General features: G+C 66.6%; 15 protein-coding genes. 10 read left to right on the top strand and 5 right to left on the bottom strand.

What is annotated here, in order from left to right:
• Positions 1-213: 213 nt before the first annotated feature.
• The 4 genes from pdhA to lpdA are packed head-to-tail and all read left to right on the top strand — an operon-like array spanning position 214 to position 5,292.
• On the top strand, positions 214-1,317 hold the full coding sequence (gene pdhA, locus BSG17_RS08495) for a pyruvate dehydrogenase (acetyl-transferring) E1 component subunit alpha (RefSeq protein WP_089822957.1): 1,104 nt from the start codon (positions 214-216) through the stop codon (positions 1,315-1,317).
• Positions 1,318-2,301: an alpha-ketoacid dehydrogenase subunit beta gene (locus BSG17_RS08490; RefSeq protein ID WP_089822955.1), complete on the top strand. Its 984-nt coding sequence runs from the start codon at positions 1,318-1,320 to the stop codon at positions 2,299-2,301.
• 1 nt (position 2,302) lies between these two features.
• Positions 2,303-3,865, top strand: a complete 1,563-nt coding sequence (locus BSG17_RS08485; RefSeq protein ID WP_089822953.1) for a dihydrolipoamide acetyltransferase family protein — start codon at positions 2,303-2,305, stop codon at positions 3,863-3,865.
• A complete protein-coding gene (gene lpdA / locus BSG17_RS08480) occupies positions 3,865-5,292 on the top strand; it encodes a dihydrolipoyl dehydrogenase (protein ID WP_089822950.1) in 1,428 nt (475 codons plus the stop codon). The genes BSG17_RS08485 and lpdA overlap by 1 nt, the downstream gene beginning before the upstream one ends.
• A gap of 237 nt (positions 5,293-5,529) precedes the next feature.
• Here lpdA and BSG17_RS08475 read toward each other — a convergent pair whose 3' ends face one another.
• Positions 5,530-6,615, bottom strand: coding sequence for a helix-turn-helix transcriptional regulator (locus tag BSG17_RS08475; RefSeq protein ID WP_170864756.1), 1,086 nt, complete (start codon positions 6,613-6,615; stop codon positions 5,530-5,532).
• Positions 6,616-6,864: 249 nt separating this feature from the next.
• Between BSG17_RS08475 and BSG17_RS08470 the strand changes: the two genes are divergently transcribed.
• The 5 genes from BSG17_RS08470 to BSG17_RS08450 all read left to right on the top strand — a co-directional run bounded on the left by BSG17_RS08470 (position 6,865) and on the right by BSG17_RS08450 (position 11,120).
• Entirely contained in the window at positions 6,865-8,016 is a 1,152-nt protein-coding gene (locus tag BSG17_RS08470) for an inorganic phosphate transporter (RefSeq protein WP_089822946.1), read from the top strand.
• Between the two features lie 112 nt (positions 8,017-8,128).
• A complete protein-coding gene (fer, locus tag BSG17_RS08465) occupies positions 8,129-8,518 on the top strand; it encodes a ferredoxin Fer (protein WP_089822944.1) in 390 nt (129 codons plus the stop codon).
• 91 nt (positions 8,519-8,609) lie between these two features.
• Positions 8,610-9,602 (top strand): A24 family peptidase, encoded by a 993-nt coding sequence (locus tag BSG17_RS08460; protein WP_089822942.1) that lies wholly within the window; start codon positions 8,610-8,612, stop codon positions 9,600-9,602.
• Positions 9,603-9,640: 38 nt separating this feature from the next.
• Entirely contained in the window at positions 9,641-10,003 is a 363-nt protein-coding gene (hisI, locus tag BSG17_RS08455) for a phosphoribosyl-AMP cyclohydrolase (protein WP_089822940.1), read from the top strand.
• 4 nt (positions 10,004-10,007) lie between these two features.
• Positions 10,008-11,120 carry a DUF7118 family protein gene (locus BSG17_RS08450; RefSeq protein ID WP_089822938.1) on the top strand — a complete coding sequence of 371 codons (1,113 nt, stop codon included), beginning with the start codon at positions 10,008-10,010 and terminating at the stop codon, positions 11,118-11,120.
• Between the two features lie 7 nt (positions 11,121-11,127).
• On the opposite strand, the gene BSG17_RS08445 is transcribed toward BSG17_RS08450, so the two are convergent.
• The 3 genes from BSG17_RS08445 to serB all read right to left on the bottom strand — a co-directional run bounded on the left by BSG17_RS08445 (position 11,128) and on the right by serB (position 13,861).
• Positions 11,128-11,655, bottom strand: coding sequence for a GNAT family N-acetyltransferase (locus tag BSG17_RS08445; RefSeq protein ID WP_139246574.1), 528 nt, complete (start codon positions 11,653-11,655; stop codon positions 11,128-11,130).
• A 93-nt stretch (positions 11,656-11,748) separates the two neighbouring features.
• A complete protein-coding gene (glmM, locus tag BSG17_RS08440; protein WP_089822934.1) occupies positions 11,749-13,107 on the bottom strand; it encodes a phosphoglucosamine mutase in 1,359 nt (452 codons plus the stop codon).
• 103 nt (positions 13,108-13,210) lie between these two features.
• Complete coding sequence (serB, locus tag BSG17_RS08435) at positions 13,211-13,861, bottom strand: phosphoserine phosphatase SerB (RefSeq protein ID WP_089822932.1); 651 nt, start codon at positions 13,859-13,861, stop codon at positions 13,211-13,213.
• A 239-nt stretch (positions 13,862-14,100) separates the two neighbouring features.
• Between serB and serA the strand changes: the two genes are divergently transcribed.
• Positions 14,101-15,699: a phosphoglycerate dehydrogenase gene (gene serA / locus BSG17_RS08430; RefSeq protein ID WP_089822930.1), complete on the top strand. Its 1,599-nt coding sequence runs from the start codon at positions 14,101-14,103 to the stop codon at positions 15,697-15,699.
• 295 nt (positions 15,700-15,994) lie between these two features.
• Here serA and BSG17_RS26915 read toward each other — a convergent pair.
• The coding region (locus BSG17_RS26915) for a hypothetical protein (protein ID WP_211609085.1) at positions 15,995-16,189 on the bottom strand (195 nt) is incomplete at its 5' end.

Below are 16,189 nucleotides of genomic sequence, written 5' to 3'. Positions count from 1 at the left end.
TGTTCCCGTTCGTCCATTAACGTCCGCAGAAAGTCGGTCTCCCACAACGATCCGTCCAATTTCAGGAGAAGAGACGTGGAATCGGTCAGTTTTTGCGTCGAAGCCGAACAGAACCGGTCGAGGACGGCAAGATTGCCAACTATAGTAAACTATTTACGAAAATCATTTAGTGCGGGCGAGTGACCGTTCGGCCATGCAACGGAGGGTTGGACTGTGAGTACGCTGCAACGGGACCCCGAAGAGCAGGTACAGGTTCTCGACGATGACGGGGGTGTGGTCGGCGAGCTACCGGATCTCGCCGACGACGAACTCGTCGAGATGTACCGGGCGATGCGACTCGCTCGGCACTTCGACAAACGCGCCGTCAGTCTCCAACGGCAGGGACGGATGGGGACGTATCCGCCGCTCTCTGGGCAGGAAGGGGCCCAGATCGGGAGCGCCATGGCGCTCGACGAGGACGACTGGATGTTCCCGAGTTATCGGGAGCACGGTGGGGCGGTCGTCCGCGGCGTCCCGCTGACCCAGACGCTGCTCTACTGGATGGGTCACGAGGACGGCAACCGGATGGCCGAGGGCGTCAACGTGTTCCCGGTCGCCGTCCCCATCTCGACGCAGATCCTCCACGCCACCGGCGCGGCGTGGGCGTCGAAACTGAAAGGCGAAGGAGAGAAGGCGTTCATCTGTTACTTCGGCGACGGCGGCACCAGCGAGGGCGACTTCCACGAGGGACTCAACTTCGCGGGCGTCTTCGACACGCCGAACGTCTTCTTCTGTAACAACAACCAGTGGGCCATCTCGGTGCCGCGGGAGCGACAGACCGCTTCGAAGACCATCGCCCAGAAGGCGGTCGCCTACGGCTTCGAAGGCGTCCAGGTCGACGGGATGGACCCGCTCGCGGTGTACAAGGTGACGCGCGAGGCCGTCGAGAAGGCGAAACACCCCGGCGAGAAGCGCCGGCCGACGCTCATCGAGGCGGTCCAGTACCGCTTCGGTGCCCACACCACCGCCGACGACCCGACTGTCTACCGCGACAGCGATGAGGTCGAGAAGTGGAAGGCGAAAGACCCCATCCCGCGACTCGAGACGTTCCTCCGCGAGACGGGTCGACTCGACGACGAGCGCGTCGACGCGATCACCCAGTCGGTCGAAGACGAGGTAGCGGAGGCCATCTCGGAGGCCGAGTCGATTCCGCGGCCGGAGCCCTCGGAGATGTTCGAGCACGTCTACGACGATATGCCCGCCCATCTCCGCGAACAGATGGAGGACCTCGAACACCTCCGCGAACAGTACGGCGACGAAGCATTCCTGAGAGAGTAAATGAGTACACAGAATCTCACCCTGGTCCAGGCAGTACGGGACGGTCTCTACACCGAAATGAAGCAGGACGACGACGTCGTCGTGCTCGGCGAGGACGTCGGCAAGAACGGCGGCGTCTTCCGCGCCACCGAGGGGCTGTACGACGAGTTCGGCGAGGACCGCGTCATCGACACGCCGCTGGCGGAGTCCGGCATCGTCGGCACCTCCATCGGGATGGCCGCCTACGGTCTCAAGCCGGTGCCGGAGATGCAGTTCTCCGGCTTCATGTACCCCGCATTCGACCAGATCGTCTCGCACGCCGCACGCCTGCGCAACCGGAGTCGCGGACGGTTCACCTGTCCGATGGTCGTCCGTGCGCCGTACGGCGGCGGCATCCGCGCCCCGGAGCACCACTCGGAGTCGAAGGAGGCGTTCTACGCCCACGAGGCCGGGCTGAAAGTGGTGGTCCCGTCGACGCCGTACGACACGAAGGGGCTCCTCATCTCGGCCATCCGCGACCCCGACCCGGTCATCTTCCTCGAACCGAAGCTCATCTACCGCGCGTTCCGCGACGAGGTGCCCGAGGAGGACTACGAGATCCCTCTCGGCGAGGCCGCCGTCCGCCGCGAGGGGACGGACGTCTCCGTGTTCACCTACGGCGCGATGACCCGGCCGACGCTGGAGGCCGCAGAGAAGTTGAGCGAGGACGGCGTCGACGTCGAAGTCGTCGACCTCCGGACGGTCTCCCCGTTGGACGAAGACGCGATCGTCGAGTCGTTCGAGAAGACCGGCCGTGCGGCCGTCGTCCACGAGGCCCCGAAGAAGGGCGGCCTCGCCGGCGAGATCACGGCCGTCATTCAGGAGGAGGCGCTGCTCTATCAGGAGGCACCGGTCGAGCGCATCACCGGGTTCGACGTCCCGTTCCCGCTGTACGCGCTGGAGGACTACTACCTGCCCTCGGTCGCACGCATCGAGGAGAGCATCCGCAACGCAGTGGAGTTCTAACATGACAACGAAGGATTTCAAACTCCCGGACGTCGGCGAAGGAGTCGCGGAAGGAGAGCTCGTCTCGTGGCTGGTCGCCCCCGGCGACACCGTCGAGGAAGACCAACCCGTCGCCGAGGTCGAAACCGACAAGGCGCTCGTCGAGGTCCCCTCCCCGTACAACGGGACGGTGAAGGAACTGCACGTCGAGGAGGGGCAGATGGTCCCCGTCGGCGACGTCATCATCACCTACGAAGTCGAGGGTGAGGCGGACGAGGCCGCGGCGGCCGACGTCGAGCCCGAACCCGAGGAGCCCGCAGAGGCGGAGGCAGAGACGGAGACGGAAGCCGCGGCCGAACCGTCCGAGTCGTCCGCGAAGGGTGGCCGCGTCTTCGCGGCCCCGAGCGCCCGACGCCTCGCCCGCGAACTCGGCGTCGACATCGCCTCCGTCAGTGGCAGCGGCCCGAGCGGCCGAGTGACCGAGAGCGACGTTCGGCAGGCGGCCGAGGAGACGAGTGCGAGCGCCGAGGGAGAAGAGAAGCGTGGACCGCGCGACGTCGACGTCGGCGGGAAGTCCTCGGTGACGAAGCGCGGCGAGTCCGGCAACGGCCAGCAGCCAAGCGGCGTCGAGGCCGCGGGGCGCGACCGGACGCTGGCCGCACCGGCGACGCGCCGTGCAGCGAAAGAGCAGGGCGTCGACCTCGACGACGTCCCCGCGACCGAGATGCGCGACGGCGAGGCGTTCGTCTCCGCCGACGCGGTGATGGAGTACGCCGAGGCCCAGCGGGCGGCCCAGGAGGCCGACGCGCGGGCCGTCTCGGAGGCCGGTGCCGCCGAGACAGAGACAGCGGCCGAGAGCGCCCCGGCCGCGACCGCCGAGGGTGACCTCTCCGGCGAGCGCATCCCGTACCGGGGCGTCCGACGGACCATCGGCGAGGCGATGCAGAACTCGAAGTTCACCGCCCCGCACGTCACGCACCACGACAGTACGGACGTGAGCGCGTTGGTCGAACTCCGCGCCGAACTGAAGGAGGTCGCCGCCGAGCGCGACGTCCGCCTCAGCTACATGCCGTTCGTGATGAAGGCCATCGCGGCTGCGCTGAAGCAGTACCCCTACATGAACGCGACGCTCGACGAGGAGAACGAGGAGATCGTCCTCCGCGACGAGTACCACATCGGCGTCGCTACCGCGACCGACGCGGGCCTGATGGTGCCAGTCGTCGAGGACGTCGACAAGAAAGGCCTCTTGCAGATCGCCGAGGAGATGAACGACAAGATCGAGCGCGCCCGCGCCCGCTCGATCGGACATGACGAACTCCGCGGCAGCACGTTCACCATCACCAACTTCGGCGTCGTCGGCGGCGAGTACGCCACACCGATCATCAACTACCCCGAGGTCGGGATCATGGGTCTCGGCGAGTTGACGGAGCGTCCGGTCGTCGAAGACGGCGAGGTCGTCGCCCGACACACGCTGCCGCTGTCGCTCTCCATCGACCACCGCATCCTCGACGGCGCGGTGGCCGCGGAGTTCGCGAACCAGGTGATGGAGTACCTTCAACACCCCAAACTGCTACTACTCGAATAATGGTCGTCGGAGACATCTCAACCGGAACCGAAGTACTGATCATCGGCGCGGGGCCGGGCGGCTACGTCGCCGCCATCCGCGCCGCACAGAACGGCCTCGACACGACGCTCGTCGAGAAAGACGCGTACGGGGGCACCTGCCTGAACCACGGCTGTATCCCCTCGAAGGCGTACATCACCGGCGCGAACCTCGCCCACGAGGCGGGTCACGCCGAGGAGATGGGGATCCACGCCGACCCCGTCGTCGACATGGCGAAGCTGCTCGACTGGAAGAACGGCGTCGTCGGCCAACTCACCGGCGGCGTCGAGAAGCTCTGTAAGGCCAACGGCGTCAACCTCGTGAAGGGGACGGCGTCGTTCAAAGACGATTCGAGTGTTCGGGTCGCCCACGGCGGCGAGGGACAGGGCTCGGAGACCATCGAGTTCGAACACTGCATCGTCGCGACCGGGAGCAGGCCGATGCAGATCCCCGGCTTCGAGTTCGCCGACGACCACGTGCTGTCGTCGCGCGACGCCCTCGCACTGGAGTATCTCCCCGACCGCATCGTCGTCGTCGGCGCGGGTTACATCGGAATGGAACTGTCGACCGTCTTCGCCAAACTCGGCTGCGACGTGACGGTCGTCGAGATGCTCGACGACGTGCTGCCGGGCTACGAGGACGACGTCGCCCGCGTCGTCAGGAAACGCGCGGAGTCGCTGGGCATCGACTTCCACTTCGGCGAGGGAGCCTCGGAGTGGCGTGAGGGCAACGACGGCGGCATCGTCGTCGTCACCGAGACCGAGGACGGCGAGGAGTCGACCTACCCCGCCGACGAGGTGCTCGTCGCCGTCGGTCGCCAGCCGGTGACGGACACGCTCGACCTCGAGAACGCCGGCCTCGAACCGAACGAGAAGGGCTTTCTGGAGACGGACGACCGGACCCGGACCGCGGTCGAGCATATCCACGCCGTCGGCGACGTCGCCGGCGAACCGATGCTCGCTCACAAAGGAAGTAAGGAGGGAATCGTCGCCGCAGAGGTGATCGCCGGTGAACCCGCCGCGCTCGACTACCAGGCGATCCCTGCCGCGGTGTTCACCGACCCCGAGATCGGGACGGTCGGGCTGACCGAGGCGGAGGCCGAGGAGGCCGGGTTCGACCCCGTCGTCGGCAAATTCCCGTTCAACGCCAGCGGTCGTGCGCTCACCACGGGCCACACCGACGGCTTCGTCCGCCTCGTCGCCGACGAGGAGAGCGGGTTCGTCCTCGGCGGACAGATCGTCGGCCCCGAGGCGTCCGAACTCGTCGCGGAGGTCGCCCTCGCCGTCGAGATGGGGGCGACGCTCGAAGACCTCGCGGCGACGATCCACACCCACCCCACGCTCGCCGAGGCGGTCATGGAGGCCGCCGAGAACGCGCTGGGACAGGCGATCCACACGCTGAACCGGTAGTCAGTCGTCGCCGTCGTCGCCGTCGTCGGTCCGTCGCGTTCGATGCTCCGCTCTTTTTCGTCGGCGGCGACTCACCCGAGACGTCCGTTCACGGGTCGAGAGTACAGACGGGGTGACGCTACCGAGCGAATAGACGACGAACAGGACGTGTTCAGGGGCTGTTCGGCGACAGAGACGGAGAGATGGAAGGCGACGGAGGGAGACGCCGACAGAGAGAGCCGTGAGACTGCGATGCGGTCACTGCTCCTCTTCGAACGGCGACTGCGCGCCGTCGGGTTCGTGACCGGGCAGCGCGACCATGTTCTCGCGACCGAGCGTGATCTTCCGGATGCGACCCTCCTCTTCGAGCGTGGAGAGTCGACGGCTGACCTTCGACTTCGACCAGTCGGTGAGTTCGACGAGACGGCTCTGCATGAGTCGCCCGCCGTTCTCCGCGAGGATCTGGAGGATGCGGTCCTCGTCGCTGACGAACTCGGTGTCGACCGACGAGTCGTCGGTCGTCGAAACGGTGGTCGTCCCGCCGGTCCCGCCGTTCGACGTCGGGTCGTCGACGGTCGCCCCGCCAGCGTTCGAGGTGACGCGTCCGACCCGCGGCGCGAGGAGCCGGTAGCCGACGGCGACGAGTCCGCCGAGGAGCAGGACGCCAAGGATGTAGAGCGGCACCGCAGACCACGTCGGGTCCATCCCGAGTTGGACCTCGAGACCGTCGCGGAGGCCGTCACCGTCGGTGTCGGCGTCGAGGGGGTCTGTGCCGTGCTTCTCTATCTCTTCACCGTCTTCGAGCGTGTCGTTGTCGGTGTCGGCGTTGTCGATTCCCGTCCCGTTTGCGACCTCGTCGCGGTTGTTCAGGTTGTCACCGTCAAGGTCCTTATCGGGTTCGAGGAACGTCACGTTCGTGGTCTGCTCGGCGACCGGGTCGCCGCTCTGGAGGGCGTTGTCGACGACGAACCGGAGTTCGTACTTGGTGGTCGCGTTGGTCGGCGACGAGAGGTCAGTGAACGTGAAGTTCCTCGTCTCTCCGGGTTCGAACGTCGCAGGTTGGCAAGCCAACTCTTTGGGTTCGACGCTGCTGTTGTCGGTCGGGTGAGCGAACAGACAGGCCCGGTAGTTCCCGCTCGCGTTCCCCGTCTCGACGGTGGCGGTGGCGTTGAACCGCTCCGTCGTCCAGAGATACATCGTATTCGTCTCCTCGTTCGGCTGGACGCGAGCGTCTCCGCCGTATTCCGTCTGTGTTACGTGCAGGCCTCCGTGGTCCGCCATCACCACGCCGCTCACGGCTGCGAGCAACAGGAGAGACACGAGACCAAACGTTCTCAGCTCCATGTGTTCGTTTCGAGCGACAGAGCCCGAATCTGCCCGGAGGTACATCGTTGCCACCTATGTACTTTTTGTCCTGGCGCCGCCGTCCGAATAACGTCTGGCGAGGGACGGTCGAAACGTCGAGTCGACACCGTCGGGGCGACGCCGGAGCGGGTCGCGCCGACGAGGTCACGCCGGTCGAAGTGACGACGACAAACTCGTCGGCGACGACAGACAGAGCAACATAAGTGCGACGACCTCCGAGATGGAGTCGTGCTGTCGCTTCTACTCGTCGTCGGCCTTCTCGTCGCGGTGTTCGTCGGGTTCAACATCGGCGGATCGTCGACCGGTGTCGCGTTCGGACCAGCGGTCGGGAGTAACGTCGTGAGCAAACTCACCGCCGCCGTGTTGATGACGACGTTCGCCCTCCTCGGCGGGTGGACCGTCGGACGCAACGTCATCAAGACGATGGGTGGCGACATCGTCCCCAAGAGCGAGTTCACGCTCGTCGCGAGCGTCGGCGTCCTCTTCTTCGTCGGCCTCGCGCTCCTCGTCTCGAACACGTTCGGCGTCCCCGCCTCGACGTCGATGACCGCCGTCGGCGCGATCGCGGGACTCGGCGTCGCCACCGGAACGCTCGACGAAGGCGTGATGCTCGAGATCGTCTCGTGGTGGATCGTCGCCCCCATCCTCGCGTTCTGGCTGTGTGCGGTCATCGGTCGGTACATCTACCCCTACCTCGACGCGCGGTTCGCCATCGACCGCTCGGAGGGGGCGCTGGTGGAACTCCGTGCCGACGGCGGGTTCCCGCGTCCACGGATCGCGCAGTCGACGAACCGTCGAGAGCTGATCGGGATGACCCTCGTCGTCGTCATCGCCTGCTACATGGCGTTCTCCGCGGGGGCGTCGAACGCCGCGAACGCAGTCGCTCCGCTCGTCGGTAACGGCGCGATCGACGTCGAGACCGGGGTGCTGCTCGCCAGCGCCGCCATCGGCGTCGGCGCGTTCACGATCGCCCGACGGACACTCGACACCGTCGGCAACGACCTCACCGACCTCCCTATCCTCGCGGCGCTCATCGTCGAGATCGTCAGCGCGAGCATCATCACCTTCCTGTCGTATCTCGGCATCCCGGCGAGTCTCGCCGTGAGCGCGACCATGTGCATCGTCGGTCTCGGGTGGGGACGGGCGACGCGGACGGTCAAGATCGGCGACGCCGTTCGCGGTGAGGGACCCGAGATCTCCGTCAACGCGCTGGCCGCCGAAACTCGCGAGGTGCGGCCGGTCGGCGAACGCGAGGACGACCTGCTGGCGGACGACCTGTTCGACCCCGGGACGACCGGGCGCGTCATCTTCTTCTGGATTCTGACACCGTCGCTGTCGGCGTTGGCGTCCTATCTCCTGTTCGCGTTCGCCCCCCTCTAATCAAACGTTCGGCCGTTTCCGTGGTCGACAGCGGGACAGATGCCGGGACGAGAAGGAGATAGTTCCGAACGAACAGCAAAGCCTAATGAGGAGGGAATCGAACCGGAAGGTGATGCCCACGGTAGAATACCTCAATTACGAAGTGCTCGACGATCAGGGTTGGGATATCAACGACGACGACCTCTTCGACACGGCCGCAGACGCCGGTCTCGACGAAGAGGACTACGGTACTCTCGACGTCAACGAAGGCGAGTACATCCTGGAAGCCGCGGAGGCACAGGGTTACGACTGGCCGTTCTCGTGCCGCGCTGGTGCCTGTGCGAACTGCGCAGCCATCCTCAAGGAGGGCGAGATCGAGATGGACATGCAGCAGATCCTCTCGGACGAGGAAGTCGACGACAAGGGCGTGCGCCTGACCTGCATCGGTTCGCCGGCAGCCGACACCGTCCGCATCGTCTACAACGCGAAGCATCTCGACTACCTCCAGAACCGCGTCATCTAAGTCGAGTACACCCGAGTTTTTTTGCGCCCACGCTCCCAGCGGCAGCACCGGTATCCCAAAGGTTGAACACATTCCCCCGCACGTCGTCTGTATGTTCGGTTCGCTCTCCGATCTCCTCCGTCTCCTCGTCGTCCCCGTCTTCGCCTGGGCTGCCTACCGTGACGTCCAGACCAGGCGGCTCCCGAACGCACTGTGGTATCCGCTCGCCCTCCTCGGAGTCGGGGTGCTCCTCTGGGACGTCGCCGCCCGCTGGCCGCTCTCCGGCGTCACCGACCGCCTCTTTCTGATCCGCGTCGCGTTCAGCCTCGGCTTCGTCGTCCCCCTGAGCTACGCCTTCTGGTGGCTCGGCGGCTTCGGCGGGGCCGACGCGAAGGCGCTGATGACGCTCGCGGTCGTCTTCCCCACCTTCCCGACCTACACCGTCGGCACGCTCCGGATGCCGCTCGTCGAACCGCTGCTCGGCGTCTTCTCGATGACGGTGCTCACCAACACCGTCGTCGTCGCACTCGCCTACCCGCTCGGACTGCTGGTCCGGAATCTCCTGACCGGCGACGTCGCCCCCGTGATGTTCCTCGGGCGACGGACGGTCGTCGACGACCTCCGGACGGAGCACGGACGGCTGCTGGAGACGCGCGAGGGGTTCACTCGCGGCGGCGTCGACCTCGACGCCCTCCGGATGTATCTCCGGTGGCGCGGGAGCACGCTCGCGGAGCTCCGCGCCCGTCCGGCCGATTACCGCGACCCCGCGAGCGTCGGTCGCACGTTCGACCCGACCGACGGCGCGGTCCACGACGGGCCGACGACCGACGGCGGCGTCGCCACCGAACGTCGAGCGACGGCGAGCGACCACGACCGCGAACACGACGACCCGTGGGCCGCAGCGCGGTTCCTCGACGACATCGAGGGCAGCGCCTACGGCACCTCCCCCGAGTCGCTCCGCGAGGGACTCGAACTGATCGTCGCGCGCGACCGGGTGTGGATCTCACCCGGTCTCCCGTTCGTCGTCCCGATGTTCGTCGGTCTCGTCGTCGCGCTCGCCTACGGCGACCTCCTGTTCGGTCTGCTGGCGCTTCTCGGTCCGTAGACACAAAGCCTATCGGCCGGAGCCACCTCGTTCCGACGATGACAGTCGACGTCGACTTCGGCGACGACGGCCTCGTGCCGGCCGTCGCACAGGACGCCGAGACGGGCGAGGTGCTGATGCTCGCGTACGTCTCCCCGGAGGCGCTGGACCGCACGCGCGAGACGGGCTACGCCCACTACTACTCGCGCAGTCGCGACGAACTCTGGAAGAAAGGCGGGTCGAGCGGTCACCTCCAGCCGGTTCGGGAGGTCCGCGTCGACTGCGACGCCGACACGCTGCTGTACCTCGTCGACCAGGAGGGCGGGGCCTGTCACACCGGCCACCGCTCGTGTTTCTACCGCACCGTCGACGGCGAGGTGGTGGGCGAGAAGGTGTTCGACCCCGACGACGTCTACGAGTGAACCCATGAGCGACCCCGTATCGGAGCTCCAGACGGCACACGACCGACTGCGGACGGTAGAGTCCGAGATCGACGACGTCGGCGAAGACCGGATCGAGACCGTCGTCGAGGCCTACCGCGCGGCGACCCGTCTGCTCGACCGCTACGCCGACTCGGCGACCGGAAGCGGCGATTTCAAAGCCTACCTCCAGTTCCAAAACGAGTTCATCGGTCTCGTCGACGAGTTGCCCGAGGACGTCCCCCACCACGAGGCGTTCGAGGCGGCCAGCGACCGGATGGACAAGCGCCGCCTCAACGACGGCGACTTCGCGTTCGCCCGAGAAACACTCGAACCGGCGGCCGAGACGGCCGGACTTTTCTCGGAACGCGAGGACGCGCGGAGCGCCTACCGCGACGCCCGACGGGCGGTCAAGCGGCGACTGGGCGAGGTGGACGACCGACTCGACAAGCTCGAACGCCTCCAACGGCTCGGCGAGGTCGACCTCGACGCGCCGGTCGAGGAGCTCCGCGACCCCATCGAGGCGTACAATCGGGCCGTCCGAGCGGAGTTCCGACGGTTCCGTCGGGAGGCGAACGCCCGGAAGTTCTTCGACCTCGTCGAGACAACCGACCACTACCCGCTCGTCACCTTCGAGACGCCGCCGAGCGACCTCCGCGAGTACGTCGACGACCACGCCGCAGGCGAGGAGTCGGTGGCGCAGTTGCTCGAGTACGCCGACTACTCGGTGTCGAAGCTCTCACACTACGTCGACGACGCGAGTGCGCTCCAGACGAACGTCGCGGTCCACCGTACCTACCTCGAGCGGCTGGACGCCGACCCGTTGACCGTCGCGTGGCCACCCGAACCGGCCGACGTACTCCGGCACCGGAGCGAGGAGCTCGTCGCCGTCGTCGGACGGTTCGCCGCGGAGGAGACGGTGGCGCTGGCACGGGAGCTTCGCGGGTTGACCGACCGTGCGGACTACGAGCGACTGCGGACGGCCGCGGCGGCCCGGACGGAACTGAGCGATGAGGAGCGCGAGCGGGTGACGAGCGGCGACGTCGCGACGGAGTTGGCCGAACTGCGAGAAGAACGCGAGCGACTCGCCGAGGCGCTGGAGACGTATCCGAGTCTGTGAGCGGACCCTACAGCGACTTCTCGTAGACGACCGTCGGATACGACTCGCCGTCGATGTCGAAGGCGTGCTCGTCGACGGCGTCGAACCCGCGAGCCTCGTAGAACCGTCTGGCAACCTCGTTCTCCGCGAACGTCTCGGTGACGAGCGACCGTTTCTCGGAGGGAAGATGGTCGGCCGCGGCGGCGAGGAGCGCGGTGCCGACTCCCTCGTCCCAGCAAGTGGGGTCGACGTAGACGGCTCGAAGTTCGACGGCGTCCTCGGAGACGAACTCCTTGGTCCCGTCTCCCCAGACGAACTCCGCGAACCCGCAGATGTCGGACGTCTCGTCGCCGTCGCAGGCGACGAGGAAGGTGGTCTCCGCCCGGTTCTCGATGTCGTCGAAGCGTCCCTCGACCGACTCGGCCGACAGCGGTGCCTCGGGGTCGGGGAGCGTCGATTCGGGCAGGATGTCGGCGTACGCCTCGCGCCACGCGGTGCGGTTGACCTCGATGGCGCCGCGGACGTCGGCGTGGCTCTGCGCTGGACGAACGTCCATACCGGAGCGATGGACTGCAGGCTCGAAAAAGGAACTGGCCGGTCGGATGTCGACGGCGATCACGGACGGCGGTGACCGACGGACGCTCGCGGGCTACGAGCGGGCGGCTTCCAGCGCCGCGCGCGCGTCTTCGGCGAGTTCCTCCGCACGGGCGGCGTCGTGTGCCTCGGCGTAGATTCGGACTTTCGGTTCGGTCCCGCTGGGGCGGACGAGCACCCACGCGTCGCCGTAGTCGAGTCGGTAGCCGTCTTTCGTGTTCGGGTCGGCGTCCGCAGCATCGGCGTAGGCGGCGGCCGCCTCGAGCATCGCGTCGAGTTCGGCCTCCGTCTCGTAGCTCAGGTTGACCCGGACGTTGTGGTAGTCGGTGTACGGAGCGACGACGTCGCTCGTGGGGCGCTCGGCGACGAGTTCGAGGAACTTCGCGCCGATGAACGCGCCGTCGCGGACGAGTCGATAGTTGGGGAAGAAGATGCCGCCGTTGCCCTCACCGGCGACGGGGATGGTGGCGCCCTCGGCCCACAGTTCGCGGATGCGGGTGATGATGTTCGTCGACCCGATAGGCGTGAGTTCGAGCGTCGCACCGACCTCGTCGCAGACGTCGACCAGCCGTTGTGAGACGTTGACGGCGGCGACGGTGGTGTCGCCGTCGTCCAGTTGAGCGGCTGCGAGCGCGGCCAACGACGTGTCGCCCTCGACGTACTGGCCGTTCTCGTCGAAGAAGATGGCGCGGTCGGCGTCGCCGTCGTGGGCGATACCGACGTCGGCGTCTGCGGCGCGGACGAGACGGCCGAGGTCGGCGAGGTTGCTCTCGACCGGTTCGGGCTCGCGGCCGGGGAAGTGGCCGTCGGGTTGGCCGTTGACGGTGACGACCCGACAGCCGAGTTCGCGGTAGAACTCGGGGCTGGTGAGCGCACCCGCACCGTGGCCGGGGTCAAGTGCGACCGTCAGGTCGGCGGCGGCGATCGTCTCGCGGTCGACCGTCGCGAGCATCTCCTCGACGTAGTCGCGGTTGGCCGACTCGACGCGGCGCGTGCGACCGACGCGGTCCCACGGCGCGACGTCGAACTCCTCGGCGAGGATGTGCTCTTCGATGCGTTCGAGTCGGTGAACCGGGAGTTCGACCCCGTCGGCTCCGACGAGCTTGACGCCGTTGTACTCCGGCGGGTTGTGCGAAGCCGTGATGAGCACGGCCGGGACGCTCTCGGCGTCACAGTACCGAACCACCGCGGGGGTCGGGGTGACGCCGAGTCGGTCGACGTCGATCCCGACGCTCGCCAGTCCGCTGGCGGCCGCGTTGGTGAACATCTCACCGGTCGTCCGGGTGTCGCGTGCCACCACTGCCCGGTCGGTGTCCCACACCGTGCCGGCGGCCTTCGCGACGCGGAGAACGAACTCGGGGGTGAGCTGTTCACCCGCGACACCGCGCGTGCCGCTTGACCCGAATAGCTTCATTACGTCCTGTTGCACGTTCCGGGGTGAAAGCCGTTCCGAAGGCGAGAGCGGTCACCCGAACGAGACGGTGTCCGTACAGACCGCCGTACGTCGACGCGAGGGGTTAGCTGTCGGGCGCTCGCAGCAGGTTCCGCTCCTCGAAGACGCGACCGAGGCGGTCCATCGAGGCGACGACGACGTCGCAGGCCGGACGGACGGCGTCCTTCGGGGCGAAGCCGACCGAGAAGCCGGCCACTTCGAGCATCGGCAGGTCGTTCGCGCCGTCGCCGACGGCGACCGTGTGGTCCATCTTCACGTCGAGTTCGGCGGCGAGACGCTCCAGTTCGCGGTCCTTGGTTCCCTCGATGAGCGGTCCCTCGACGTCGCCGGTGAGTCGCCCGTCCTTTACGGGGAGGCTGTTGGAGACGACGTGGTCGACCTCGACCCCCCCAGCTTCGAGTGCACGCTCGACGCCGCGGTCGAACCCGCCGGTGAGAACGGCGGTGTGGTGGCCGTAGTCGTTCAGTCGCTCGATGAGGTCGGCCGCGCCGGGGCGGAGTTCGACCTCGCCGTAGGCCTCCTCGGCGCGTTCCTCTTCGAGTCCCTCCAGGAGCGAGGCCCGCTCGCGGAGGCTCTCCGCGTAGCTGATCTCGTCGTTCATCGCACGTTCGGTGATGTCGGCCATCTCGTCGGCGACGCCCATCCGCTCGCCGAGCAGGACGGTCATCTCCGAGTCCGAGAGCGTTCCGTCGAAGTCGAAGGCAACGAGTTTCACATCTCACACTCGTCGTGGCCCGATTTCAAACCACCTGAAGCAGTCAGATGTTGGTCCCCGTCGGCCACTCGACGGGGCCGCGACGCGAGTTCGGGGAGCCACACGAGTTCGTCGGTTTTGGCGGTGGTCGCAGAGAATATATACATAGAAGTGTATAGAACCTGTGTGACAGACCCGAGAAGGCGGCATGTTCGGCACAGGAAGAAAGCATTATCCGCCGGGCATGGTTCAGTCGAGATATGAAAGTACTCGTCACGGATCCCATCGCCGACGCCGGCCTCGGCCGGTTGCGCGAGTCGGGCCACGAGGTAGAGACAGCCTACGACGTCGAGGGTGAGGCGCTCCTGGAAGCCGTCGCCGACGCGAACGCACTCATCGTTCGTTCGGGGACCGAAGTCACGGAGGAGGTCTTCGAGGCCGCTCCCCACCTCGTCATCGTCGGACGCGCCGGCATCGGCGTCGACAACATCGACATCGACGCCGCGACCGACCACGGGGTCATCGTCGCCAACGCCCCCGAGGGGAACGTCCGCGCCGCCGCCGAGCACACCGTCGCGATGGCGTTCGCCGCCGCCCGATCGATCCCGCAGGCGCACACCCGCCTCAAGAACGGCGAGTGGGCGAAGTCGGACTACCTCGGCACCGAGGTCAACGGGAAGACGCTCGGCGTCGTCGGCCTCGGTCGCGTCGGCCAGGAGGTCGCCAAGAAGCTCGGCAACCTCGGGATGGACCTCGTCGCGTTCGACCCCTACATCAGCGAGGATCGCGCCGACCAGCTCGGCGCAGAACTCGTCGGCTTCGAGGAGTGTCTCGAACGCGCCGACTTCCTCACCGTCCACACGCCGCTGACGCCGGAGACGGAGGGGATGATCTCGCTGGACGAGCTCGAACTGATGGGTGGCGGCTACCTCGTCAACTGCGCCCGCGGCGGCGTCGTCGACGAGGGCGCGCTCGCCGAGGCAGTCGACGCCGGAATCCTCGACGGAGCCGCAGTCGACGTGTTCGCCGACGAACCAGTCTCCGACGACAACCCGCTGCTCTCGGTCGACGACGTCGTCGTCACGCCGCATCTCGGCGCGTCGACGTCTGCCGCCCAAGAGAACGTCGCGACCAGCATCGCCGACCAGATCGTCGCCGCGTTCAACCAGGAGCCGGTGATGAACGCACTGAACGCGCCCTCGGTCGACGAGAGCGCCTTCCCGCGTATCCGTCCGTACATCGGCCTCGCCGAGACGGCCGGGAAGATCGCCGCACAGGTGTTCGACGGCCGCATCTCCGAGGTCGAAGTGCTCTACGAGGGCGACATCGCCGGCGAGGAGATCGACCTCGTCACCGCCAGCGCCCTGAAGGGCGTCTTCGAACCGCTGGAGTGGCAGGTCAACTCGGTCAACGCGCCGCGCATTGCCGAGGAACGTGGCATCGAAGTCAGCGAGACGAAGACCCATCAGGCGGAGGACTTCCAGAGTCTCATCACCGTCCGCGTCGGCAACGACGAGGGGTCCCTCGGCGTCTGCGGGACGCTGTTCGCGGGTGAGGACCCGCGTATCGTCCGCCTCGACGGCTACCGCGTCGACGCGATTCCCCACGGTCACATGCTCGTCGCCCGCAACTACGACAAACCGGGCGTCATCGGTCTCATCGGAACGGTACTCGGCGACCACGGCGTCAACATCGCGGGGATGTTCAACGCCCGCCGCTCCGGCACCGAGAGTGCCGGCGAGGCGTTGACCGTCTACAACCTCGACGCGCCCGTCTCCGACGAGGTGGTCGAACAACTGCTCGGCGACGATCGTATCACAGACGTCAAACGCATCACGCTGAACGGTAGCGACGAGTAGCCCGCCGGGTTTCGTTTCCAATCCGTTCTGTCCGGACAGAACGACTGTTTCTGCCGCGTCTCCGATTCGCTCGATACGAAATGTACGGTTAAACTGGAGTTTAATCGCCCGAGGACGGTCGGATCGGTGTCGTCGCTCAACAACGTCCGCGTCAGACAGACTATCTGACGTGAGATTCCCCGCTCGCCGATATTACGTCGAAATCTGTTTTTAATTACAGGAATATGACGAGTAACTAAGGAGGATATCCCCGATTTTCTGTCTGTCGGACAACAGCCGACTGAGAATGACAATGTCAAGAAAATTTGCAAGACAGGTGCTCGTCGTGTTCGTCGTTGCCACACTCCTTTTCAGCGGCTTTGCGGGAGTCGCGGCAGCGCACGACGATAAACACGACAAAGACCGAAAACACCACGACAAGCACCACGACTACGACGACAAGAAACACCACGACAAGCACCACGACCACGACGACAAGAAACACCACGAC

Origin of the sequence: Halogranum amylolyticum, assembly GCF_900110465.1 — an archaeon.
Lineage (GTDB): Archaea > Halobacteriota > Halobacteria > Halobacteriales > Haloferacaceae > Halogranum > Halogranum amylolyticum.
This window is presented reverse-complemented; position numbering and strand designations above follow the sequence as displayed.

What these genes read in the sequence shown, in the direction of transcription:
- BSG17_RS08490 (WP_089822955.1), top strand. Translation starts at nt 1,318, where the DNA reads ATGAGTACACAGAATCTCACCCTGGTCCAGGCAGTACGGGACGGTCTC.
- BSG17_RS08485 (WP_089822953.1), top strand. Translation starts at nt 2,303, where the DNA reads ATGACAACGAAGGATTTCAAACTCCCGGACGTCGGCGAAGGAGTCGCG.
- lpdA (WP_089822950.1), top strand. Translation starts at nt 3,865, where the DNA reads ATGGTCGTCGGAGACATCTCAACCGGAACCGAAGTACTGATCATCGGC.
- BSG17_RS08475 (WP_170864756.1), bottom strand. Translation starts at nt 6,615, where the DNA reads ATGGAGCTGAGAACGTTTGGTCTCGTGTCTCTCCTGTTGCTCGCAGCC.
- fer (WP_089822944.1), top strand. Translation starts at nt 8,129, where the DNA reads ATGCCCACGGTAGAATACCTCAATTACGAAGTGCTCGACGATCAGGGT.
- BSG17_RS08460 (WP_089822942.1), top strand. Translation starts at nt 8,610, where the DNA reads ATGTTCGGTTCGCTCTCCGATCTCCTCCGTCTCCTCGTCGTCCCCGTC.
- hisI (WP_089822940.1), top strand. Translation starts at nt 9,641, where the DNA reads ATGACAGTCGACGTCGACTTCGGCGACGACGGCCTCGTGCCGGCCGTC.
- BSG17_RS08450 (WP_089822938.1), top strand. Translation starts at nt 10,008, where the DNA reads ATGAGCGACCCCGTATCGGAGCTCCAGACGGCACACGACCGACTGCGG.
- BSG17_RS08445 (WP_139246574.1), bottom strand. Translation starts at nt 11,655, where the DNA reads ATGGACGTTCGTCCAGCGCAGAGCCACGCCGACGTCCGCGGCGCCATC.
- glmM (WP_089822934.1), bottom strand. Translation starts at nt 13,107, where the DNA reads ATGAAGCTATTCGGGTCAAGCGGCACGCGCGGTGTCGCGGGTGAACAG.
- serA (WP_089822930.1), top strand. Translation starts at nt 14,101, where the DNA reads ATGAAAGTACTCGTCACGGATCCCATCGCCGACGCCGGCCTCGGCCGG.